Source organism: Rappaport israeli, from assembly GCF_001888055.1.
Classification (GTDB): Bacteria; Pseudomonadota; Gammaproteobacteria; order Cardiobacteriales; family Cardiobacteriaceae; genus Rappaport; species Rappaport israeli.
In genome coordinates, this window is sequence record NZ_LXHZ01000022.1 from 249,290 (window position 1) to 273,475 (window position 24,186).

The window sequence follows — 24,186 nt, forward strand, 5'->3', positions numbered from 1 at the left end:
AAGCCAATCCGCAAATTTTTATGATACTGCTTTAGCCACCACCACTTGCGCAGGACGAATCACCCGCCCATTTAATTCATAACCTCTTTGCGCCACCGTCATCACAGTATTTGGCGTGGCTTGAGCATTTTCCACCATGCTAATCGCCTCATGTTTTTCAGGGTCAAAACGCTCGCCAAGAGCAACAATTTCAACCACACCATGGCGCGCCAGCGTTTCCTCAAATAATTTAAGCGTCATTTGTGAGCCTGAAATAAATTGTTCAAGCGTCGCTTCCTCGTTTTTCTGCGCTGATTCAATGCCCAAATGCAAAGAATCCATCACTGGCAATAAGTCCTTAATTAAGCGCTCTGTTGCAAATTTATGGGCGCTTTGCAATTCTCGCTCCTGACGCTTACGCAAATTGTCATTATCTGCCCGCTCGCGCAACACCTGCGCCTTAAGCGCCTCAACTTGCGCCAGCATCTCCTCATTTTGCGCGTGTTCTGGCTGTGTTATGCCTTCTTCTTGCTCGCCAACCTCATTTTCTGACTCTAACGCTTCAGCCTCTAACTGCTCATCTTGTTGCGCATTCTTTTGATTCTCATGGTCTTGCATAAAACACTCCTAATTTAAATAAAATGAACGCCTAGGAGATGAGGGCAACTGCTGTTTTTTCAAGCCAACCCCTTAAAAATCAGGCAAAAAGGGTTTAAAAATAAATCCAACCTTGTTGATAAAGCGTCCTATTTTTACCAACAAGACGCGCTAAATTTCGACAAAACCACAGAATCAATCCTATTATTTCCCCAAATAATGCTATTTGTTCAATCCTTTTAATCCCAATGCCCACAGAATCCCCACGAAAAATCCCGCCAAATGCGCCATATTCGCAACCGCGCCTAAAATGCCAGTAAACCCTAAAACCATCATCCCCACAAATACCATCAACAAATTCCTATCCACTACCTTTTTATAGCGCACAACCACAAGCGCGCGCTCCCCCACATAGCCCACCAACGCATAACACACCCCCCGACAATCCACCAAAAAAACGCTCCATAGACCCAAAACGCCACCACATTACTCACCAAAGCGCTCACCAGCAATAGCCCAAGCAAACGCCCCCACCCCTCAAAACGCTCCACCGCCCCACCCACTACAATCCACCACAGCACATTAAACGCCAAATGCAAAATAGTTGACCCCCACATAGGAAAATGCAAAAAAATCGGCGTAAACAAGCGCCACCACTGCCCCTCTGCCACCAACGACCATTGCAATACAAACAACTGCGTCCATTCATTCTGTCCAGCTTGCGTAAGCAACGTCGCAAGACAACACAGTCCCGCCACCAAATAAGTCAGCCATCCTGCACGTGCCAGCACCACATTTTTCACCATATTCCCACCTTATCTCGCTAAAAGCGCGCATTGTAAATGATTCGCACATAAACGAGCGCACCTTAATTAGTTCATCACAAACCTCTAACCTAAACGCCCCTATTCCCTAGCGGTTTAACGCCATTAAATTATTGCTTTTGCGCCTTAATATTCTGATATATTACAATAAATAGTTTTTTATATTAACAACCTCATAATCCCATCGGAGAGTCGCATGTCTTCTTATTCTCTTTTCCCACAAACGGCTAAAATTCGCCCCTCTTTAAGCCAGCACTACCGCGCTGATGAACAGCAGATGGTGCAAAACCTGATTGAACAAGCCAATACCGACTCCCACGCTCAAGCCATTCAAACACTGACCAAAGATTTAGTGCATAAAGTCCGTAGCGCACGCAAAACAGCCAGCAGTGTTGATGCGCTTATGCATGAATTTTCGCTCTCCAGTCAAGAAGGGATTGCGCTAATGTGTTTAGCCGAAGCCTTATTGCGGATTCCTGATAAAACCACCGCCGATAAACTCATTCGCGACAAAATCTCTCAAGGCGATTGGCGCGCACATATTGGCAATAGTCCGTCCATGTTTGTTAATGCCGCGGCGTGGGGACTGCTTATTAGCGGTAAGGTTGTCTCCACCCATAGCGAAAACGGTTTATCTTCTGCCTTATCCCGCCTAATCACTAAAGGGGGCGAACCGCTTATCCGTCGGGGGGTGGATATGGCGATGCGCTTATTAGGCAAACAATTTGTTACTGGTCAAACAATAGAGCAAGCACTTAAAAATAGTGAAGAGCGTTGCGCTCAGGGATTTCGCTACAGCTACGATATGTTAGGGGAAGCAGCTTTTACCGAAGAAGATGCCCAGCGTTATTATCAGGATTATATTCGCGCCATTCATGCTGTTGGTCAGATTTCACAAGGTTTAGGGGTTTATGAATCCTCAGGCGTATCAGTTAAATTATCAGCTATTCATCCGCGCTATAGTTTGGCGCAACATGCGCGCGTTATGGAGGAATTATATCCTCGTTTAAAAGAACTTTTCTTGCTCGCTAAACGCTACAATATTGGTCTTAATATTGATGCAGAAGAAGCTGAGCGCCTAGAAATCTCTCTGGATTTGATGCATCGATTACTCAATGATGCGGATTTAGCAGGTTTTGATGGCATTGGTTTTGTCGTACAGTCCTATCAAAAACGGTGTGCCTTTGTAATTGATGAATTAATTGACCAAGCGCGCGCCAATCAACGCAAAATCATGATACGACTGGTTAAAGGCGCCTATTGGATAGTGAAATAAAGCGCACGCAAAGCGATGGTCTTCAAGACTACCCTGTTTTTACGCGCAAAATGCATACCGATTTAAACTACATTGTTTGCGCAAAAAAACTACTGACCGCTCAAGATGTGATTTATCCGCAATTTGCCACTCATAACGCGCAAACTCTCGCAACCATTTATCATCTTGCTCAAGGCAAAAACTTTGAATTTCAATGCCTACACGGTATGGGGGAAACGCTTTATGATGAAGTGGTTGGCAAAGAGCGGTTAAATGTACCTTGTCGGATTTATGCCCCCGTTGGTTCTTATCAAACCTTATTGGCGTATTTAGTACGGCGCTTATTAGAAAATGGCGCTAATAGCTCATTTGTTAATCAAATTGTCGATGAGAACATTAGTATCGATACGCTTGCAAAAGACCCTGTGGATATCGCAAAAGCCACCAACGCCACCATGCACCCCAGCATTCCTCTGCCGATTAATCTTTTTGGCGATAAACGACAAAACTCCAAAGGCTATGATTTAACCGATACCACCGCTTTATATGATTTAGAACAAGCGCTTAATGCATTAGCCAATCATACTTATACCGCCAAACCACAATTAGCCCAAAACATCGACAACGCGCCCAGCGCTCAATCATGGCGAGAGATAAGAAACCCTGCCAACAGGCAAGAAATTGTAGGCAAAGTGCGCGATGCTAGCGCAGAAGAAGTCGAACAAGCCTTTACAAGCGCGCATAATTTTAAACATCAGTGGCAACATACTTCCCCGCTATCGCGCGCTGAAATGTTGGAAAAAATGGCGGATTTAATGGAAGAAAATTTGCCTAAACTATTTGATTTGGCAATCCGTGAAGCGGGAAAAACTCTTAATAATGCCATTGCAGAAGTGCGCGAAGCAGTTGATTTTTGTCGCTATTATGCCCAAGAGGTGCGCAATAACCCTGAAGGATATAACCATCCACGTGGCATTATCGTCGCGATTAGTCCTTGGAATTTCCCCTTGGCGATTTTTGTCGGTGAAGTATCAGCGGCATTGGTAGCAGGCAATGTGGTCTTAGCCAAACCCGCTGAGCAAACCTCTTTAATGGCAGATTATGCGGTAACGCTATTTCATCAAGCAGGCATTCCTAAAGCGGCTTTGCAATGTTTAGTCGGCAGCGGAAAAATAATTGGGCAGGCGTTGGTCAGTGATGCGCGTGTTGATGGGGTTATTTTTACTGGCTCGACCGATACAGCAAAAAGCATCTACAAAAATTTACAGCAATCTATCGAACAAACCCCCACCCCAGATCATTCTATTGCCAACAGCGCTCATCCAATCAATGCTTTTACTAAACGCGAAATTAAACCACTGATTGCCGAAACAGGGGGGCAAAACGCATGATTGTTGACAGTTCAGCCCTGCCAGAACAAGTGGTTGCCGATGTCTTAAATTCGGCATTTGATTCAGCAGGACAACGTTGCTCAGCATTACGCGTTTTATACATACAACGCGATGTCGCAGACAATTTACTTACCATGCTTAAAGACGCAATGGCAGAACTTACGGTTGGCAATCCCCAAAAAATCTCTACAGATGTTGGACCTGTCATTGACAAAACCGCACAAAATCGCCTACTGGAGCATATCGATGCGCTGAAAAAAACCGCTCAATCTTACTATCAAGTCCCTATTTGTCCTGAGCTAGCGCAACAAGGAACCTTTGTCGCGCCCACTTTGCTCGAAATAGATAGCATAAAACAGTTAAAACACGAAGTTTTTGGCCCTGTGTTGCATGTTATCCGTTTTGATGCCCAACAATTACCAGAGATAATGGCAGAGATTAATTCAACTGGTTTTGGCTTAACCAGTGGACTTCATAGCCGTATTGATGAAACCGTTGAACTATGGCTAAAGCGCATTCATGCTGGTAATTTATACGTCAACCGTAATATTGTTGGCGCAGTCGTCGGTGTGCAACCTTTTGGAGGCATGGGCTTGTCAGGAACAGGACCTAAAGCAGGCGGCCCACTTTATTTGCAACGCCTATCTTGGCGGCATCAATGGCATCTTGAAGGATTAGAGGGCAGCGCCACAACAATAAACACAACAGAGCTAGAAACTGGCATCCGCGCCACCCTTTCTAATCCAGCACAACAAGATGCACTTAACTTAATGCAAACGCTCGCCCAACAATCCCCTCTTGGCAAAGTATTTCACATGCAAAGCATCACAGGAGAGAAAAACTACCTGACATTAGAAGCGCGCCCCTTAATCGCCATTGGTAACGGCGCTTTGGAAAAACAAATTCAAGCCCTTATCGCCATTGTGATTTGTGGCAGTCGCGCGGTTGTAGAAAAAGACAGCGCATTGGGCAAACAAGCGCAAGCCTTTGGTGAGTTAGTGCAAGTCGTATCAGATTTTAATCAGGTTGATTCTTTAAGTCTTCTTATCGTGCTAGACCCGATAAGCCAAGCTCAAAAACAACATTTTGCTGAGCGTAAAGGGGCAATCCTCACCTATATTGAAACCCTAGAACTCGCGCTATCCCTTCTGCCTTTAGTGCATGAAAAAGCCATCAGCATCAACACCGCCGCCGCAGGAGGAAATGCCAGCTTAATGGCAGAAATTTGATTTAACTCATGCCTGAAAATTTCTAGCGAAAATCCCCATACCATGCGAACACGGGGGACATGCTAGCCATTTTGCGCGCTAAATTGATAAGCCTAACAGCGCACATGATTTAACGATTTAACGATTTGACGATTTGACATCTTAAATCATTACAATCTAAGACAAAAAATACCGCATCAGCTTTTACTGATGCGGTATTGCATTTAAGCAGGACTTTTAATGTGCGCTATTTTCAGTTAAAGGTTTGCCATTTACAAGCATGCCTTGACCTTTATTCTCCACCACCACACTAAACACATCCCCTTTTTTCTCCACATAAGGCGCACCCATCATCTCAACCATATAAGAAAGATCTGAAGCATCAGTCAAGGCAACTGGCACTTTTATCTCTGCATAATAGAAAACATCTTTATCTAATAATTGTTTCCACTGCGCATCATCGCTTGCTTTACAAGCATTCGCCCATGCTTTAGTGTCTGCGCCTTTGCGCAAACTCGCTTCAATTTTCAAATACGCATCCCCTTTATCAGTGCGCACAGCAAAAGTCTCAGCCAAACTGGTGTTATTTTTCACCAAATCATCAACAATCTCTAACATCGCTTGGCAATTGCCCTCTGACCACGCGTGCTGACCTTGGTTATATAATTGCCCTAGATTAGTCACTGATTCCAATAAATTTTTTGAGAAATTGCTAACCTTGTAGTCAAAATCAATGCCTTTAAACTGGAATTTGTTATCTGTTAACTGGTTAAAGCTTTTGCTGTCGGCTTTAACAACAAATTTCCCCATTTCACTGTATAACTTGCCATTTTTTTGCACATCACGATCAAAAGTAACACTATCGATTTTTAGCGCTTCTTTTAACTTTTCATCTGAAAAAATCGTTAAGTCTTTTACCACAAAGTGGCTTTTGCCAATATGTTGATCTAGCGCTTCCTCATATTTTAACTTGCCTTCTCCGCTAATATTTTCAATGTTTAGCGTAAATCCCTTAAAAGGACTGGCTAAACTAATGGGCGAACTATTTAGGCTTAGCTTTCCTTTTTCAGTCAGCTCATAATCAACTGTAAAAGGCTCTAATACCAAAACTGTTTCCACTGAATCAATTTTCGGATATTCATCTAACGCTTTCTGCTGCTCGGTCGTTAACTGCGCTAACGCATCATAGTCAATCACCGTTTTTAAACGCTCAACTAAGAGTTTATGCATGGCAAAGTGGGTTTTGCCTACCCCTCTAATAAAGGTGTCATCATGCGCTTGAGTATCAACCTCTAGGCCTTCAAAAACAATCTTTCCACCTTCTGCCTCTTCGCTGGTAAAAGGTGCCAAGGCGATATATTGCTTAAATTGTTTATCCGCTAATAAATCAGTGCGAACAGTAAGATTTTTATTGAGGTTTTTAAGATAGAGAATCACTTCGTTGTCATTCTCTATTTCACCCAGCATTTTTATCTGCTCATCACTTAACGAGATTTCTGTATCAATACGCGCAAGAATATCTTGTTGATTTAAGGCATCACTATAATCAATGTGGTTATTGGCATAAATAACAATGGGCTCAACTGCTTGCTCATCGCCTCTTAGGCGAATGGTGAGCTGGTCCATTGACTGAGCGGTTTGGTTAGTAGGATTAAAATCTAATTTACCAACCACTAAATCAATGCTTTCAATAGAGGCATCTTGCTTTAGCACTTGATCAATATATTCTTTAGTTTGCATATCGATATGCTCAAGGCGCTGACTAATAAGCGCCTGCTTCGCCTCAGGCTTCATATTAATGGCTGCTTGAGTGCTTACAGTTGTGAGCGTGAACAGTGCCGTAAGAATAGCGCTATTTAAAATTGTTTTTGGCATAAGACCCTCTGTTTGTGTGATAAAAATTAAAAGACTGGCGATTGTATCACAAAGAAAATAACTCACTATATCATTTCAATATAGTAGGGAAGTGAAAAGGTAAAGGCGCCTGCACCATGAGATACTCACCATCAGGCTTGGGAATCTTTAAATTACTGGCATGCAACCGCAAGGCGACCTCAACAGGATTCGGATGATACAAATCATCACCAATAATCGGATGCCCTAGTGTAGCAAGATGCACGCGCAACTGATGGCTGCGTCCCGTTATAGGGTTAGTCGCACAAGCGTTTGTGCGTGCACAATATCTGTTTGCACCACTTGATAATGCGTTAGCGCTGGTTTACCGCGTATCGCGCAAACGATTTGACGCGGACGATTCTCCCAATCGGCAATCAGCGGCCAATCCATACTGCCTTGGGTGGGCGCAATGATACCGCTGGTAATAGCATAGTAGGTTTTTTCCACCAAACGCTGTTCAAACTGAATTTTATAATGGCGCTCGGCAGCTTTATGTTTAGCAATCAACAAAATGCCAGAAGTCGCCATATCAAGACGATGAATAGCGCGCGCGCCTAATGCAAACTGCTGACGCACCCGCGTTTCAACGCTATCAAATTTTTCCTCGCCTCTTCCTGGAACAGACAGCAACCCCGACGGCTTATTCACCACCACGAGGTCGCTGTCTTGATAAAGTACGTCTAATGACGCAATCAATGATTCATACTCAAATTTAATCAACGCTTAATGGGCAGCTAGACCACACGCGCCTACTAAACATTAAACGTTATTTTAGCCATCATCTTGCGCTGAAGTCTCATTTTGGGCTTGGAACTCTTTAGCAAGCTCCTGCATTTTTTGCTGATACATCAGTTCAAAATTGACAGGCTGTAGGAATAAAGATGGGAAGCCAGCGCGCACAATCGACGCACCCACCGCCTCACGCGCATAAGGATAAAGGGTTGTTGGGCAATAAACATTCAATGCGTGATGCAAATGCGCTTTTTCCAAACCGCTAATCTCAAAAACCCCACTTTGCGCCACATCGACAATATAAATTGTCTTACCCAACTGCGCATCATTTGCATTAATGGTTAAACGCAATTTCACTTCAAAAAAATCATCGGGCAATTCTTTAACCTCATGCCCAATATTTAAACTCACCTCAGGATTTAAATCCTCTTTAAAAATCTCAGGCGCACTTGGCACCTCCACCGACAAATCGCCTACAAAGATTTTGCGCAATTCTAATACAATCGTTTTTTGCTCATCACTCATAACATACTCCTATAGATTAGAAAAAATACAACGCGCCATTGTAACAGCTTAAATGATAAAACTCAGCGAAACACCAACCACAACACCATCGCCAATAGCACCCGATACACCACATAAGGCAACATCCCCACCCGAGCCAATAACGCCAAAAACACTCGCACACACACATACGCCGACCCCGCAGAGACCATAAACGAAATCCCAGCCATCAAAGGATCAAGCGCCACCTCACCCCCGCATCAACTCAACCGCTTTTAGCCCCCCCGCCAAAACAATAATTGGAATAGACATCAAAAACGAAAAGCGCGCTGCGCTCTCCCGTGAAAACCCAAGCGCCAATCCCATCGTTAACGTCACCCCTGAGCGCGACACCCCAGGAATTAACGCCAACGCCTGCGCCAAACCAAACCACAGCGCCTGCATAAACGACATCTGCGTAAGCGTTCGACGCCCTGAAAAACAATCCGCCAGCCCTAACAACACCCCAAATACCAACGTAATCCCTGCAATCATCAAAGGACTACGCAAATAAATATCCACATAATTTCCCAACAACAGCCCCACCAACCCTGCAGGAATAGTCGCCACAATTAAAAAATTCCCCAACCGCGCATATTCTCGCGCCCCCTCTGACATTGCTTGATTTGCAAACTGCCCAAACCAACACCGCACAATCGCCCACACATCCGCACGAAAATGCCACACAATCGCCGCCAGCGTCCCCACATGCACCATCACATCAAACGCCAACCCTTGGTCCTCCCAGCCCAGCAATCGAGGCAACAAAATCAAATGCGCCGAACTCGATACTGGCAAAAACTCCGTAATCCCCTGCACCAACGCCAACACCACCGCCTCTAAAACACCCATAACGCCCCTTGTGATTGCCTGAAAAGCGCGCTATTGTACTCCCCACCTACCGCCACATCACAATATTTTCTTGATTATGATCACCACCCACCGCCTCATCCTCTACATCCGCCCACACTGCCACCTTTGCCAACACGCACAACAAATCCTAAGCCAACTCACCCAACCCTTTGAGCTTATTAACATCGACCAACACCCCGAACTAACCCAACAATACAACACCCTCATCCCTGTACTCTATGCCCCAGAATACGACCGCGAACTCCTCTACCCCTTCACCCTTGAGCAATGCCAACAATGGCTTAACCAACTCAACGTAAGCAAAAATTAACTTTCCCACCCCATCCCCTATCTACAATGGCGCACAAATTCACACCTAAAACACCCTATGAATCCCTATTTTGACGCCCAACTCATCCAAAAATACAGCATCAGCGGACCACGCTACACCTCCTACCCCACCGCCGTACAATTCCACGAACGCTTTGACGAAACCACCTACCGCCATCACCTCATACAAAGCAACGAAAGTCAGCGCCCCCTCTCTCTTTATTTACACATCCCCTTTTGCCAAAGCGTTTGTTACTACTGTGCCTGCAACAAAATCATCACCAAAAACCCCAAACAAGCCAGCCAATATCTAGATTACCTCGCACGCGATATCGCCTTACAAACCCAATCCCTTGACGCCAAGCGCCCTGTCGTCCAACTGCATTTTGGCGGTGGCACCCCCACCTTCATCAGCCCAGACGAACACAGCCAACTCTTTCACCTCCTCCACCAACATTTCCAGTTTGCCGACCAAGCCACTGGCGAATACAGCATCGAAGTTGACCCTCGCACCGTTGACTACTCCTATCTATCCCACCTACGCCAGCTTGGACTAAACCGCATCAGCTTCGGCATTCAAGACTTCGACCCCGAAGTACAACAAGCCGTCAATCGCATCCAACCCCTAAAAGAAGTTGAAAAAATCTTCGACGCCGCCCGCGCCCTTCACTACCACTCCATCTCCGTTGACCTCATCTACGGACTGCCTTTACAAACCCCAGAAAAATTTGCTCAAACCGTCGCTGAAGTCATCCGCCTTTCTCCAGAGCGCATTGCTGTTTTTAACTACGCCCACCTGCCCCATCTTTTTGGGGCACAAAAACAACTGCAAAGCCAACACCTCCCCGATAGCGCCACCAAACTCAAAATCTTAGAAAACACCATTCACCAACTCACCCAAGCTGGCTATGAATTCATCGGACTCGACCATTTCGCCAAACCCAGCGACGCCCTTGTCCAACACCAAAAAAACGGCACCTTATACAGAAACTTCCAAGGCTACTCCACCTTCTCCAACTGCGACCTCTTAGGCTTTGGCATTAGCGCCATCTCCATGGTAGGCAACAGCTACAGCCAATATCACAAAGCGCGCAACAAATACTACCAAGCACTCGATACGCAACAACTGCCCATCCTACGCGGCATCACCCTAACAGAAGACGACCTCCTGCGTCGCCACGTCATCACCGAAATCATGTGCAACCTCACGCTAGATTTAACCCAAATCAGCGCCCAATTTAACCTCAACGCTAAAGAACACTTTGCCCAAGAATGGCAACGCCTAGAACCTATGGCAGAAGATAAGCTCATTGAACTCACCCCCACCCAACTCCACGTCAAACCGCTAGGGCGACTCCTTATCCGCAATATCGCCATGGTCTTTGATGCCTACCTCCATGCAAACGACCATAACCGCTATTCTAAAGTCATCTAACTTTCATCTTTTTTCTATAACCAGAGCCCTTATTTGCTGCAAAAAAGCAATAAATTTATCATGTTAAGCGCTCGTTTAGGAACGACGCACAACCAAAAACAAAAGCTTGCCAAAATCCATTTTCGTATAAAACTACGCTTTAATAAGCGCATCAATTACGACACAAAGGCTTAATCATGATAAAACGAAATATTTTATTTTTAGTTACAGGTATGACTCCGCAAATCATCACCGAAACGCTTTGGGCGTTGGCTTGCGACCCAGACCGAGAAACGCCTTGGATTCCTGATGAAATTCACGTTTTGACCACCGCTGATGGTTCAGACCAAATTCGGGCGCGCTTATTTGATGAAGGAATTTTTACTAAAATAAAAAATGATTATCCTGTTTTGGCAAATGTGCAATTTACCATTCAACATTTGCATTTAATTAAAGATAATGGCACTGATCTAAAAGATTTAAAAACACCACTCGATAATGAACTTGCAGCCAACGCCATTTGTGCCCAAATTCAAGCATTTACCCAAGATGAACATACCGCCTTACACGTTTCTATTGCTGGTGGGCGTAAAACGATGGGATTTTATGCAGGGTATGCATTATCGCTTTATGGTCGCCATCAAGACCGCTTATCGCACGTATTGGTGGAGAGTGATTTTGAAAGTACAAGCAATTTTTATTACCCCACGCCAAGTGATTATTTTGTAACACAAAGAAATACCGACAAACGCCTAAATGCCAAAGATGCTCAAATTTGGCTGGCAGAAATTCCTTTTGTGCGAATGCAAAATGCCATTAACAATCGCCATCAGCTTAAAAGTGATGCCAGCTTTAGTGAAGTGGTTGATAAAATCAATCAATCCTATGAAAAACCGTCTTTAACCATTGATTTACGTAATAAAGTTAAAACCATTACCATAAATCACAAATACCAGTTGAAATTAGAGCCAAAAGAATTCGCTTTTTTATACTGGTTTGCTGATTTACGCAAAAATAATAAAGCAGGTGTTCAGGCACCGAAAAAGAATAAAAAAGACGAATATGTAAAAAGATACGCACAATATATTGATGATATCACTATGGAATATAATGAATACTATAAAAAGATAAAATTCAAAGACGTATTTTCTTATGATGACGATAGTTTAATTTACCTATATAAAAATAATTTTGAAATTATCAAATCTAATCTTAAGTCCTGTATAGAAAAACAGCTTGGTATAGAATTAGCCAGCAAATTTGAAATTGTACAAGATAAAAGAAATGCACCTTTTTATCTAAATCTAGACCCTGCTTCTATTGAAATTATCAACTAAGGATGCGTTATGTTACGAGACCCAAGTAATCAAGAAAAAATATCCATCAGTATTGATGACTTGCCAGAAATTGCAACCACGCCTTGGCACACCCTACATTGTGAACTGGTTACGCCGATGTATGGCGGTGGGGTGGTATCGGCAACGGTGGATAACAAAATGCCCATTCGTGCGATGAGTATTCGTGGGGCGTTGCGGTTTTGGTGGCGAGTTTTGGCCAAGCATAAATGGCGGCTAGATGATATCCGAAAAGCCGAGACCAACCTTTGGGGCGGTATAGATAGTGGTGGCGATGAGGGTAAGGCGAGTAAGGTGCTGCTTAAAATTGATAAAATGCCAACTGCCCATAAAGATAAGTTAATTAAGTATGATGATAGACTTTTAAGAAATCTTAAATATGTGCTTTTTACCGCTTGCATGAGTAACGCCGAAAACCACCAAACCAATCCACATAAACTGCTTAATTCTGACGGCATTACTTGGGAGATGTCCTTTGCTTTTTTGCCGACGACTAGCGAAGAGCAAAAACAGCAGGTGATAGAAACCTTGCAATGGTGGGCAAATTTTGGTGGGCTGGGTTTTCGTTCTCGTAAAGGATTGGGGGCGGTACACGTGAGCGGTTGCCTGATTATCCGCAAATTTGTGAGATTTTGAGCGATAAAGAGGTGGCATTGGCAAATTGTCAATTGGTGCAAAAGCAAGCAACAACCAACCCCCTAGCCGCTTTAGAAACCGCGGTACAAAAATTATCCGATTTTCGCCAACAAGCAGGTGTAGGGCGTAACGAGCCGTCAGAGCAAGCTCGCAGAGAGAACAAACCCGCTGGACGCAGCCGCTGGCCTGAGCCTGATGCGTTAAGACGCATACAAAAAAATTTGCAATTTAACCCAAGACATCAGCCAGAACACCCAGCAGGCAATATTTTCCCCAGAGCGGTGTTCGGCTTGCCTATTTTATTTCATTCTTATCAAGAAAAAGCGGTTAATGCCACGGTTGAGCCCAGTATTGGTGAGCGTTTGGCAAGTCCTTTACTGTTGCGTCCTACTTATGCAGGAAAAGACAGCAAAGGCAATAAGCTTTGGAAAGCAACGGCGTTGGTTTTACCTTATAAGGATATTTTGCAGATGAAAGTTGTATTAAACAACAATACATATCCCATTTGGCAAGTGGATGAGGCAACCGACATCAAACCGATTGCCGACAATGGCGGTGGTGACCCCCTGCAGGCATTTTTGCATTATTTTGCCCAATAAAATTTGCCAATAAAAACCAATAACAAGGAATAATAATGACTGAGTATTTGATTACCTTTTCAGTTGGACCTGTGCAGACGATGATTGCAGCGGCTCGCCGTAGCCGTGATTTGTGGAGCGGTTCTTGGCTGTTGTCTGAGCTTGCCAAAGCCTGTGCTAAAAGCCTAAAGACACAAGGGGCAGATTTGATTTTTCCGTTTGTTCAAGACGAAGCGTTGTTAAAAGAAAATTCTACCTTTTCGGTGGGCAATAAAATCCAAGCGGTGGTTAAGGTGGACAATCAAGATGCGTTACCAATAATCATTAACAACGCCAAAACCGCCACGCAAGCACGTTTTCGCCGTGAAGCCGAGCGAGTGTTTGAGGATTTGGGGCATTATAAAAATCAACTTCGCCAAGAGATTTGGAATAAACAAATTGACGATTATCTGGAGATTCAAGTAGCGTGGGCAAAAATTGCTGACAATGCTAATGGTTATCAGCAAGCGGTGGAAAAAGTGGGCAAGGTGCTTGCCAGTCGTAAGGCAACCCGTGATTTTAATGCCAACATCAATTGTCCCTATGATAATGATTATATGTTGCTCAAATCGTCGCTGGACGGTATGCGTGAGACGGTATTGCAAGAAAAAGAGCGATTAAAAATTGGTTTACGGCAAAAACTGTCCTTATCACAAGCAGAACAATTGGATTTGATTGGTGTGGTGAAACGCTTGGGATTTGATGAAAAAGCCGAGCAATTTACCCCTTTTAGTCGCATTACCGCCCACGCTTGGCTTAATGACGTATTCAATGACAATGCCAAGGCATTGGCGGATATTGAAGCTTGTTATAAGGAGCTGGTTAAATTAGGGGTTACCACACGGGTTACAGGCAATGACAAAACTTATGCCAATTTTGCCTATGATGCCCAACTGCTTTATCCGTCAAGGCTTGAGCGTACCATTATTGAAAACAATGATCTTAAAAAGGAAGATGCCAACCAAGCCTTGTTAATTGAAAATGCTTTGAAAGCGTTACAAACCGCTTTGCGTCCGCTGTGGCGACAATACGGCGAGCCTTGCCCTTATGGGGTGCTGTTGCAGGCGGACGGCGACCGTATGGGTGAGCTGTTGGATAAGGCAACAACCCAAGAGCAACACCAAGCCATTACCGAAGCCTTATCTAAGTTTGCCAGTCAAGTGGCGGATACGATGAAAAAGTACAGCGGACATTGCATTTATGCTGGCGGTGATGACGTGTTGGGCTTTGTGCCACTCAATCAAGCGGTTGACTGTAGCGAGGCGTTGCAAGTTTTATTTAAAGATAAATTATCCCAAGTGGCAAATGAATTAAAAGCAGAAAATCCGCCCACGTTGTCGGTGGGGTTGGCAATTTGTCATTTGATGACGCCATTTGGGGTAATTCGTGAGCTGGCATTGGCGGCAGAAAAGCACGCCAAAGGCGACCATATCGACAAAACAGACGATAAAGAGCAACGCCGTAATGCGTTAGGGGTGCTGTTGTCGGTGCGTGGCGGTTCACAGATTAAGTTGCGTTATCGCTGGGACGATGAACAAGGCTTGGCAGAATTTAAAAAAAGCTCAAAAATGGTATCAAAATAAAGCCTTGCCCAAAGGGGTGGCGTATGACATTCGGGGCATTGTTTTACGCACCAAACATTTGGGCGTTGACCCTAATGGTGATAATCAAGGCGATGATAAGCGTTTACGTGCCAATATTCAGTTGGCGGAATTAACACGCCTGCTTAAACAGGCGCGTACCGAAAAGGGCAAAGAAATTGACAGCGGTATTATTGACGCTTTAAAAAAACGTGGCGAGCAAATCGGTTTGGATAAACTGGCGGATGAGCTGATTGTTGCTCGTTGGCTTGTGGCAAAAACACAAAAAGACTTGGGAGAAGGCTAATGCACAGTTATTTAATTCATTCACTTGCTCCGTTGGTGTTTGGTTCTGGCAAGCCTTTTACCGCCCAAGCGTCTGCCAAAGATGTTAATTTTCCCTTGCCCAGTGCAGGGGCAGGGTTAATTCGTTCTTTAAGCATCGCCCAAGGTAAAAGTAATCTTGATAAAAATCGCTGTGGTTTAAAAGATAAAGACTATCAAGCGTTATTAAACATCAAAAGCTGTGGCGTGTATTTGGTGCGTTATGGTGATGATGCGTTGGCGACTGGCAATGTGGACAAGGTAGAGATGTTGCTCCCCAAACCTGCCAACAGCTTATATATTGAAGATGAAACTGGCGAGATGAAGCTTATCCGCCTTGCTCCGCAAGCCTTTGACGAGGATTGTGGCAGTGATTTGCCTGCTGGTTTGTTGTATGTACAAACGGTGGATAAAAATGGGCAACCGCTTACGGTTAAAGGTAAGCCCAAAGCTGGGGCGAATTTTTGGACGCTAAGCGATGTCAAACGTTGGCAACAAGGCGAAAACTTGGATTATAAAACGGTCAACGCCAATGGTTTGGCAAGCATTCCCACCGACACACGCACCCAAGTCGCCATAGACGATGACAGTCGAACAAGCGATGACGGCAAATTATTTCAAACCGCCAGCTATGATTTGGGCTATCAAGCTCGCCAAACGGATGCCATTGCCAAGCGTGGATTTGATGACAAGCGGTTGGGTTTTGTGGTGCTAAGCGAGCAAGAGTTATCAAGCGATTGGGCGACGTTTGGTGGAGAACGGCGGTTGTCGCAATTTTTGCCATTAACAGGCAAGTGCTTGCCCAAACCCACAGAAGGCGATGTGGATGAAATCAACAAAGCAGGCGGTTTTTCGCTGACCTTTATCACCCCTGTGATTTTTAACAATGGCTATTGCCCTGCTTGGCTTAATAACAATGAGCAAGAGCAAGAGCAAGACCAAGCGAAGCAAAACCAAACCGAGCAAGCTCAAACCATACAAGGCAAATTACCCAATAGCACGCTTAGCGTACAATTGCTTGCCGCCGCCATTGAGCGTTGGCAACCTGTTTCTGGTTGGGACAGTCTGCTGTGGAAACCCAAAGCCAATCGTAAGGCGGTAGCTGCAGGGTCGGTGTATTGGTTTAAACTGCTTGAGCCAATGGACTTAATTACACTTAAACGGTTGCATCAATCGCTGGCGGATAATGATTATGACCAAAATGACGGTTTTGGCTTGGCGTTGGTTGCCCCTTATGCCCCATCAAATAACCATTGATTTGATTAAACCACCAAACCAATTAAACTTAAAAACCCAAGGATTTATTATGCAAAACGTTATTTTTCACCTACAAAATCTCTCTGTCCTACATGTTGGCACAGGTCAAGGCGTGGGCGTGGTAGATTTGCCCATTGCTCGTGCCAAAGCCACCAATTTGCCCATTGTACCCGGTTCTGGATTAAAGGGCGTGTTGCGTGATGAATGGGCAGACAAAATTGGCAAAGAAAACATCAACACCTTATTTGGCAAAACCGACAACTTTGGCAAAACCGACAACGCCGACCACGCCAGTGCCATTGCTTTTGGCGATGCCCAGTTGTTGCTATTGCCCATTCGCTCATTTGCTGGCACGGTTGCTTATGCCACTTGCCCTTTTATTTTGCGTCAATACAAAAGAGATTTAAGGCTGGATTTAAAGGTTGATAACCTTGATAAAACCGCCTATGTGACAAATGACAGTGCGTTATTGATTGGCGATAAAATTGCCTTAGAAGATTTGGACATTAACGCCAAAGCCAACCCTATGGCTGAACAATGGGCAACCCAAATCACCGAACAGTTGTACCCCCAAAGCGTTGCCGATAATGAAGACTGGCAAACAGCCGTTAAAAGCCGTTTTGTGATTTTGCCTGACAGTGTGTTTTCGTTTTTGGCAGACACCGCCACCGAGATTCGCACTCGCATTCGCATTGACCGTGCCACACGAGTGGTTAAAAATGGGGCGTTGTGGACAGAAGAAAATCTGCCTGCCGATAGCGTACTGTGGGGCGTGATTGGGGTGAGCGATGCACGAGACAAAAGCGGTAAAAAAGCCGATGAACTGTTATCTTTATTACCCCAAGCGGAAACGTCATTACAAATTGGCGGTAAGCACACGGTTGGGCGTGGCTTGTGTCGTTTGTTGATTGGTGAGGGCAAATAATATGAAAATCCGTTCTAAAGACCATGCCGAAAAAGCCTATCCATTGGTTAATGCCATAAAAAATACCGACATAGAAACCCAATACCGCACCCTTGCTTTAAATTTTCCCACAATGATTTTGCAATCTGGCTTGGTGCAAGCGGTGGGGTTTTTAAGAGCTAAAGGTGAAAAAGAACATCTAACTCTGGCAGAGCATATCAGCCAACTTTTGGGGTATCAGGCGGTGGAGCGATTGCACGATGAACTGTTGCAATCAGACATCACCAAGTATCAGCTACTCACTCGTAACGCCATTGAAGCGGCAAGCTGGCTTAAACGCTATACCCAAGCCTTGCTGAAGAAAGAAGGAGAGTCATAATGAAGCTGATGCGTGAAAATTTACGCCCTTTATTTAAACAGACCCAAACCGCCCACGCAGGGTTATTGATACAACGTGGCTTAAGCGAATGGCAAGACGGCGAAAAAACAATTAAACAAGAGTTGATTAAAAAAATCACCGCCGTACAAGCGGATGAATTGTACTTTTTGGCATTCAAACGCTGGCTAAAACACACCACCCCCACCAGCGACAATGCCCATTTTGTGGGGATTGGGGCAAGCATTGCAGGCAGATTATTTACAGGCTTGCCATTGGGCGGCACGCTAGAAACAGGCGTTAGCACCCACCACAGCTATGGCGTGCCAATGATTGCAGGCTCTAGCATCAAAGGGGCAGTAAGAGCCTACACCGAGCGGTTATTCGCCAAACGCAATGACAATGGCGAGATTGATTTTGAAAAACGACGCGACAAAAACGACAACGAAACCTTACATTATCAATTTGATGACGACAAAAAAGCCATAATTGACGTGCTATTTGGAGCAGATGATGACAACCCCAACGCAGGCTATTTGATATGGCACGATGCGTGGTGGATACCACCAGCCACCAGCGAAGGCAAATTGTCCACAGGCGAGCAAAACAGACCCTTTGCCCCTGAGGTGGTTACTGTGCATCATCAAAATTATTATAACGGTTCGCTAACAGAAGCCCTAGATATTGAAAATCCCATTCCCAATCAACAACTGGCGATACAAGGCGGATTTTATTTTGTGATTGAAGGCGTGTCAGCGTGGGCAAAATACGCTGGCACACTATTAAAACAAACCATTAACGAACAAGGCTTGGGGGCAAAATCCAGCAGCGGTTATGGCTATTTTGTGGTGGATGATAAACGGCTTGCCCCTTATCAAAAAGCCCTTGAAAAGCAACAAGAACAAGAGCAATTTCAACAGCTACAAGCACAAATGCAAAACCTAAGCCCCAATCAAAGGCTCATTGAAGAATTTAAACATCATCTGGACAATAATCCAGACAAATGGGAGAAAAAATCCCCCACAATGTCTTATAAACCCCTAATTAACGACAAACATTATGAATTTGCAGACATTTATAAAGAAGCGATGACTTGGGACGATAAACAAGATATACAAGCCGTTTATGATATGTTTTTGGCATATTTGCCCAGATTTTTGGGCGGAAAAATTAACCAAAATAAAAACTGGAAAAAAAGAATAAACGAATTACAAGAAAAAATAGACAGCTAAACCGCAAGCTTGCCATTTGCCTGTTTCTTTCATTTAGCTGGCATAATGCCCTCAAGGTCAAAACAAAAAGCGTTTATTATCAATATTTCCATAATATGGCGTATCTAGGAAAAATAGGTTAAAGACTATTGAATTGGCTTAAATCTTAAAATTGTAGATTGGTAGATTTATTCTTAATGGGAGAAAACGATGGCAACATTAATTAGTTTTTTGGGCGTGGGTAATAAGCAAAAAGGCTATCGCACCGCCAATTATCAGTTCAATGATGGGCAGATTTTTAATAATACACAATATATTGGTTTAACATTGGTAGAAAAAATCAAGCTGCAAAGACTATTTTTTTGGGTACATCAAGCAGTATGTGGGACGTATTTTTGGAAAATGCAGGCGAAACAATGACTGATGAATGGCTTGGTTTATCTGAAGCGGTTAGCAGTAATCAGGTAACGCAAGAGCAATTAGAACCGTTTTCACATTATTTATCAGAGAAGCTAAATACACAAGTTCACTGTATTTTAATTCCTTTTGCTAAAAATGAGCAGGAGCAAATTGAAATCTTATCGGTACTGTCTGACCATTTAAGCGACAATGAACAAGTGGTTTTAGACGTAACGCACGGTTTTAGGCATTTGCCAATGTTATCACTGGTGGCGGCAAGATTTTTGAAAAAAATCAAACAAGTAGATGTGTCTCAAGTTTATTATGGGGCGTTTGACATGGCTGCCAAAAAAGATACAGAAACTGATGATGACAAAAAACGCCTGTTTTAGAGCTTGAAAGTCTGCTTGTGATGCTTGATTGGGTGGATGGCTTGACAACCTTTGATAAAGATGGCGATTATGGCGTATTCGCCCCCTTGCTACAAAAAGAGGGCTTGTCTGAAAACGATAGCAGATTGCTACAAGAAGCTATCTTTTTTGAGCGTAACAATAACTCCAGTCAAGCCAAACAAAAGCTGTCTACTGTTTTTAATCAAATTGATGACATCAATACCGCTATTTTTAAATTGTTTAAACCGCAATTGATTAAACGCTTGGACTGGTTTAAAAAAGGCAATCGTGGCACACAAGAACAAAAATTGGCGTATGAATATTTGGCACGTCAAGATTATTTAAGAGCGGTTATTTTTGCCCAAGAAGGAATGATATCTGAGCAAACAATACAAGATAAAAACGATCCAAATTCTTATGATGATAGAGAGTTGGTCAGACAAACATTAAAAGAAAATGAACAACAATTCCGCTTTTTAAATATGATTCGTAACGCCTTGGCTCACGGTCTGGGAAGAGATGCCAATAAAGACTTAAAACGCATACTTGGTGATGAATCAGCGATGAAGCAAAGCCTAAAACAAAGATTTAATAATCTTATCAAATAGTTATTGATAAAGAACCCAACACTATAACCGCTCTCTTATTTTTGTTAGAATGTGCAGTTTTATTGTGTCTACTTTTGTAGGCGCATCATCATTCACCCAATTATTTTGAAAGACTCATGAATCATTATGTTTTAGTTTTAAACTGTGGCTCTTCTAGCCTGAAATTTTCTGTTGTTAATCCTGATAATGGCGATGAACCTTTTAAAGGCATCGCCGAGCGCTTAAATACCAATGAGACAGGTAGTCTCACTATTAAAACCGCAAACAGTAAACAACAAACCGACCTAACACCCAGCACCCACGAACAAGCTCTGCTTGAAATTGTGCAAGCTCTAAAAAATCAAGGGTTGGCTGAGAGCATTAGTGCGGTTGGGCATCGTGTGGTACATGGTGGGGAATATTTTTCACAATCAGTGGTCATTGATGACAGCGTGCGCGATAAAATCGCCGACTGTATTCGCTTGGCGCCATTACATAATCCCGCGCATGTTACAGGAATTGACGCGGCGCGTAAGGCTTTCCCTAATCTTACTCAAGTTGCTGTTTTTGATACGGCTTTTCATCAACAAATGCCTGAAAAAGCGTATCTCTACGCCCTTCCCTATGAACTTTATCAGCGCCATGGTATTCGTCGCTATGGGTTTCATGGCACATCCTTTCGTTATATCAGCGCTCAACTGCCACAATGTTTAGGCATTGAGAAACCCAAGGCGGTTGTTTGTCATCTAGGCAATGGTGGCTCGCTTGCCGCTATTGATGGTGACCATTCTTTAGATACCACCATGGGGCTTACTCCTTTAGAAGGACTTGTACACGGCACTCGTTCAGGCGATATTGACCCCGCTATTCCCACCCTCCTCTGCCAACAAAATGGCATGACCCCTGATAGCGTCTCTGATTTGTTATGGAAGCAATCAGGACTTTTGGGACTTTCTGGCATTTCAAATGATTGTCGCACGCTTGAGGAAGCCCTTGAGCAAGGCAATGAAGCTGCTCAGCGCGCTATGCACGTTTATTGCTACCGCCTTGCTAAATTAATTGCAGCGCAAGTCGTTGCTTTAGGCGGATTGGACGCACTTGTATTTACTGGTGGCATTGGAGAAAACTCCTCTTATGTACGCTCTCAAGCGGTTAAAGCGCTTGGCTTCTTGGGACTACATATTGACGCTAGCAAAAATGACGCAACCATTCGCGGTAAGCAAGAGAATATCGCCAGTGCTGAGAGTCTTCCTATTTGGGTTATTCCAACCAATGAAGAATGGCTGATTGCCCATGATGCCCATCAACTTGCACAAGGAAAAACACTATGAGCAAACCCATTTTAATTGTTAGCACCCATCCTGGTGCTGGTCTAACCTCTACTGTTCTTGGACTGTATCACGCCCTAGACCGCCAAGGCTCAAAAGTGGCTTTTCATAAGCCCATCCTTCAGTTAAATAACGAACACGACACTCAAGATTACAGCGAAATCTTACTCAGCAAACATTGTCGTGCCGCACAAGACCCAAGCCTGCGCATTCATCCTGAACGGGTACAAAAAGCCATCGACAAAGATAAACTTGATGAGTTGATGGAAGAGATTATCGATAATTTTAACAACGCCAAAGGGGATGCTGATATCGTTATCATGGAAGGGCTACTAGAAAACGCCAGCACCCCCTACGCACATGATGTTAATAAACGTATTGCCCGCGCGCTCTCTGCTGATGTCATCTTATTATCAAGTGCGCGTGTGCCCAACCTTCAGCGTTTAGAAAATCGTCTTGAATATGCCATTAATCAATTTGGTGGGCGTGAAAAAGAAATCGTATTAGGCGCTATCATCAACCATGTCGATGATGAAAACGCCCTCACCACCGAACAAATCATCACCTCTAAAATCTTTGGGCGGCAATTCCAACTTTTCGGCGCAATTCCTGCCAATAAAACACTCTCCGCTCCACGCGTCATTGATTTACAAAAACATCTCAACGCAAACATCGTCCTAGAAGGCGAAATGCATAAACGCCGCGTGCATGAATATGTTATGTTTGCGCGCACTGTCCCCAACGCGGTACACCTCCTGCGCCCCAACTATTGCATATTTTCTCCTTGCGACCGCGTCGATACCCTCATGGCAGTTACCATCGCCGCCAAATCAGGCGCAAATCTTGGTTGCCTTATCCTAACCGGTGAAACCAACACCTCCGACACCATCATGAAGCTTTGCCGCCCTCTACTTGAAGAAAGCAAACTTCCCATCCTTCATGTCGCCATTAGCAGCTGGAAAACAGGACTGGCCATGGAAGGATTTAACCGCTACATCCCTGATGATGACGATGAGCGCGTACAAAATACCAAAGAATATTTTGCCGAACACATCAAAAGCGACTGGGTCGATGCTTATCTTAAGCGCCAACGACAAAGCGCCATCTCACCTGCCGCGTTTCGTTATGGCATCGTCCAACGGGCTATCGCTGCACAAAAAACCATCGTTCTTCCAGAAGGCAACGAACCCCGCACCGTCGTCGCCGCCAGCCTTTGCGCCGCGCGCGGTATGGCAAAATGCATTCTTCTCGCCAACCCTGAAGAAGTACGCCACATAGCAGAACAGCAAGGCGTCAGCCTAGGGGATAACATTGAAATCATTGACCCCGACACCATCCGCGAACGCTACATCCCGCGCCTAATCGAATTGCGCAAACATAAAGGCATGAACGAAACACTGGCACGCACCCAACTCGAAGACAACGTCATGCTCGCCACCATGATGCTTGAAGCAGACGTCGTCGATGGACTCGTCTCAGGCGCAGTCCACACCACCGCCAACACCATCCGCCCACCATTACAAATCATCAAAACAGCAGAAGGTGCCCAAGTAGTCTCCTCCGTCTTCTTTATGTGCCTACCCGACCAAGTGCTCGTATATGGCGACTGCGCCATCATCCCCAACCCCAGCGAAGACGAACTGGCACAAATAGCCATCCAATCGCATGATTCAGCCAAAGCATTTGGCATCGAACCGCGTGTTGCAATGATTTCCTACTCAACAGGCACCTCAGGCAGTGGCGCAGACGTAGAAAAAGTCAAAACCGCCACCGAAAAAGTTCGCCAACTGCGCCCTGATATTCTAGTGGATGGACCCTTACAATACGACGCCGCAGCCATTGAATCCGTTGGCAAAAAGAAAGCGCCCGACAGCCCAGTAGCTGGACGCGCCACCGTCTTCATCTTCCCAGACCTCAACACAGGAAACACCACCTACAAAGCAGTCCAACGTTCTGCAAATGCCATATCAATGGGGCCTGTTCTACAAGGCATGCGCAAACCCGTCAACGACCTCTCACGCGGCGCATTAGTAGATGATATTGTTTACACCATCGCCATCACCGCCGTTCAAGCGGCACAAAACGATGCCAAACAAACCCAAACCCCACATAACCCCTAAATTTTGCTAAAATAATTTAGCCTAATTTAGGTCAATCTAGCGCAAGGTCCTATACCCTGCGCCTAAACCAAAACATCAA

Annotated in this window: 23 protein-coding genes and 2 pseudogenes; 17 read left to right on the forward strand and 8 right to left on the reverse strand. The window is 44.5% G+C overall.

The genetic code is table 11. From position 1 onward, the window contains the following. Positions 1–18 precede the first annotated feature (18 nt). The 3 genes from grpE to A5N84_RS12800 all read right to left on the reverse strand — a co-directional run bounded on the left by grpE (position 19) and on the right by A5N84_RS12800 (position 1,382). Entirely contained in the window at positions 19–597 is a 579-nt protein-coding gene (gene grpE / locus A5N84_RS06645; protein ID WP_072281728.1) for a nucleotide exchange factor GrpE, read from the reverse strand. Positions 598–798: 201 nt separating this feature from the next. Continuing rightward, positions 799–933: a hypothetical protein gene (locus A5N84_RS13475; RefSeq protein ID WP_408633843.1), complete on the reverse strand. Its 135-nt coding sequence runs from the start codon at positions 931–933 to the stop codon at positions 799–801. An 11-nt stretch (positions 934–944) separates the two neighbouring features. Further along, positions 945–1,382 carry a rhomboid family intramembrane serine protease gene (locus A5N84_RS12800; protein ID WP_072281730.1) on the reverse strand — a complete coding sequence of 146 codons (438 nt, stop codon included), beginning with the start codon at positions 1,380–1,382 and terminating at the stop codon, positions 945–947. Between the two features lie 214 nt (positions 1,383–1,596). On the opposite strand from A5N84_RS12800, the pseudogene putA reads away from it, so the two are divergent. Next, positions 1,597–5,275 (forward strand): annotated as a pseudogene (putA, locus tag A5N84_RS13480) (bifunctional proline dehydrogenase/L-glutamate gamma-semialdehyde dehydrogenase PutA). A gap of 216 nt (positions 5,276–5,491) precedes the next feature. Here the strand turns inward: putA and A5N84_RS06665 are convergent. The 5 genes and pseudogenes from A5N84_RS06665 to A5N84_RS06680 all read right to left on the reverse strand — a co-directional run bounded on the left by A5N84_RS06665 (position 5,492) and on the right by A5N84_RS06680 (position 9,277). Then, positions 5,492–7,129: a hypothetical protein gene (locus tag A5N84_RS06665; RefSeq protein WP_072281731.1), complete on the reverse strand. Its 1,638-nt coding sequence runs from the start codon at positions 7,127–7,129 to the stop codon at positions 5,492–5,494. 70 nt (positions 7,130–7,199) lie between these two features. Further along, positions 7,200–7,373, reverse strand: a complete 174-nt coding sequence (locus tag A5N84_RS10835) for an RluA family pseudouridine synthase (RefSeq protein ID WP_198923838.1) — start codon at positions 7,371–7,373, stop codon at positions 7,200–7,202. A 23-nt stretch (positions 7,374–7,396) separates the two neighbouring features. Next, on the reverse strand, positions 7,397–7,870 hold the full coding sequence (locus A5N84_RS06670) for a pseudouridine synthase (protein WP_198923839.1): 474 nt from the start codon (positions 7,868–7,870) through the stop codon (positions 7,397–7,399). Between the two features lie 51 nt (positions 7,871–7,921). Beyond that, the gene (gene secB / locus A5N84_RS06675; protein WP_072281732.1) at positions 7,922–8,407 is read right to left on the reverse strand and encodes a protein-export chaperone SecB; all 486 of its coding nucleotides are present in this window, start codon (positions 8,405–8,407) and stop codon (positions 7,922–7,924) included. A 62-nt stretch (positions 8,408–8,469) separates the two neighbouring features. Beyond that, a pseudogene (locus tag A5N84_RS06680) lies at positions 8,470–9,277 on the reverse strand (undecaprenyl-diphosphate phosphatase). Positions 9,278–9,353: 76 nt separating this feature from the next. Here A5N84_RS06680 and A5N84_RS06685 point away from each other — a divergent pair. The 16 genes from A5N84_RS06685 to pta all read left to right on the forward strand — a co-directional run bounded on the left by A5N84_RS06685 (position 9,354) and on the right by pta (position 24,107). After that, positions 9,354–9,608, forward strand: coding sequence for a glutaredoxin family protein (locus tag A5N84_RS06685; protein WP_072281733.1), 255 nt, complete (start codon positions 9,354–9,356; stop codon positions 9,606–9,608). A 57-nt stretch (positions 9,609–9,665) separates the two neighbouring features. Next, positions 9,666–11,042 carry an oxygen-independent coproporphyrinogen III oxidase gene (gene hemN / locus A5N84_RS06690; RefSeq protein ID WP_072281734.1) on the forward strand — a complete coding sequence of 459 codons (1,377 nt, stop codon included), beginning with the start codon at positions 9,666–9,668 and terminating at the stop codon, positions 11,040–11,042. A gap of 176 nt (positions 11,043–11,218) precedes the next feature. Beyond that, positions 11,219–12,358 carry a CRISPR-associated ring nuclease Csm6 gene (gene csm6 / locus A5N84_RS06695; RefSeq protein ID WP_072281735.1) on the forward strand — a complete coding sequence of 380 codons (1,140 nt, stop codon included), beginning with the start codon at positions 11,219–11,221 and terminating at the stop codon, positions 12,356–12,358. A 9-nt stretch (positions 12,359–12,367) separates the two neighbouring features. Then, entirely contained in the window at positions 12,368–13,012 is a 645-nt protein-coding gene (gene cmr1, locus A5N84_RS06700) for a type III-B CRISPR module RAMP protein Cmr1 (protein ID WP_072281736.1), read from the forward strand. A gap of 17 nt (positions 13,013–13,029) precedes the next feature. Beyond that, positions 13,030–13,611, forward strand: coding sequence for a hypothetical protein (locus A5N84_RS06705; protein WP_158008671.1), 582 nt, complete (start codon positions 13,030–13,032; stop codon positions 13,609–13,611). A gap of 35 nt (positions 13,612–13,646) precedes the next feature. Beyond that, positions 13,647–15,212 (forward strand): type III-B CRISPR-associated protein Cas10/Cmr2, encoded by a 1,566-nt coding sequence (gene cas10, locus A5N84_RS06710; protein WP_198923843.1) that lies wholly within the window; start codon positions 13,647–13,649, stop codon positions 15,210–15,212. Beyond that, a complete protein-coding gene (locus A5N84_RS10845; RefSeq protein ID WP_198923844.1) occupies positions 15,160–15,516 on the forward strand; it encodes a hypothetical protein in 357 nt (118 codons plus the stop codon). The genes cas10 and A5N84_RS10845 overlap by 53 nt, the downstream gene beginning before the upstream one ends. Beyond that, the gene (locus tag A5N84_RS06715) at positions 15,516–16,790 is read left to right on the forward strand and encodes a type III-B CRISPR module-associated Cmr3 family protein (protein ID WP_072281738.1); all 1,275 of its coding nucleotides are present in this window, start codon (positions 15,516–15,518) and stop codon (positions 16,788–16,790) included. Before A5N84_RS10845 ends, A5N84_RS06715 begins: the two co-directional genes overlap by 1 nt. Positions 16,791–16,839: 49 nt before the next feature. Beyond that, positions 16,840–17,715, forward strand: coding sequence for a type III-B CRISPR module RAMP protein Cmr4 (gene cmr4 / locus A5N84_RS06720; protein ID WP_072281767.1), 876 nt, complete (start codon positions 16,840–16,842; stop codon positions 17,713–17,715). A gap of 1 nt (position 17,716) precedes the next feature. Beyond that, complete coding sequence (cmr5, locus tag A5N84_RS06725; RefSeq protein WP_072281739.1) at positions 17,717–18,073, forward strand: type III-B CRISPR module-associated protein Cmr5; 357 nt, start codon at positions 17,717–17,719, stop codon at positions 18,071–18,073. After that, entirely contained in the window at positions 18,073–19,302 is a 1,230-nt protein-coding gene (gene cmr6 / locus A5N84_RS06730; RefSeq protein ID WP_072281740.1) for a type III-B CRISPR module RAMP protein Cmr6, read from the forward strand. Before cmr5 ends, cmr6 begins: the two co-directional genes overlap by 1 nt. Positions 19,303–19,491: 189 nt before the next feature. Continuing rightward, on the forward strand, positions 19,492–19,701 hold the full coding sequence (locus tag A5N84_RS10850; protein WP_198923845.1) for a hypothetical protein: 210 nt from the start codon (positions 19,492–19,494) through the stop codon (positions 19,699–19,701). Further along, positions 19,662–20,072, forward strand: coding sequence for a TIGR02221 family CRISPR-associated protein (gene csx2 / locus A5N84_RS12820; protein ID WP_269844315.1), 411 nt, complete (start codon positions 19,662–19,664; stop codon positions 20,070–20,072). Before A5N84_RS10850 ends, csx2 begins: the two co-directional genes overlap by 40 nt. A gap of 20 nt (positions 20,073–20,092) precedes the next feature. Beyond that, a complete protein-coding gene (locus A5N84_RS12825) occupies positions 20,093–20,680 on the forward strand; it encodes a TM1812 family CRISPR-associated protein (protein WP_198923847.1) in 588 nt (195 codons plus the stop codon). Between the two features lie 116 nt (positions 20,681–20,796). Next, on the forward strand, positions 20,797–21,990 hold the full coding sequence (locus tag A5N84_RS06740) for an acetate/propionate family kinase (protein ID WP_072281741.1): 1,194 nt from the start codon (positions 20,797–20,799) through the stop codon (positions 21,988–21,990). After that, positions 21,987–24,107 (forward strand): phosphate acetyltransferase, encoded by a 2,121-nt coding sequence (gene pta / locus A5N84_RS06745; protein ID WP_072281742.1) that lies wholly within the window; start codon positions 21,987–21,989, stop codon positions 24,105–24,107. Before A5N84_RS06740 ends, pta begins: the two co-directional genes overlap by 4 nt. Positions 24,108–24,186 lie beyond the last annotated feature (79 nt).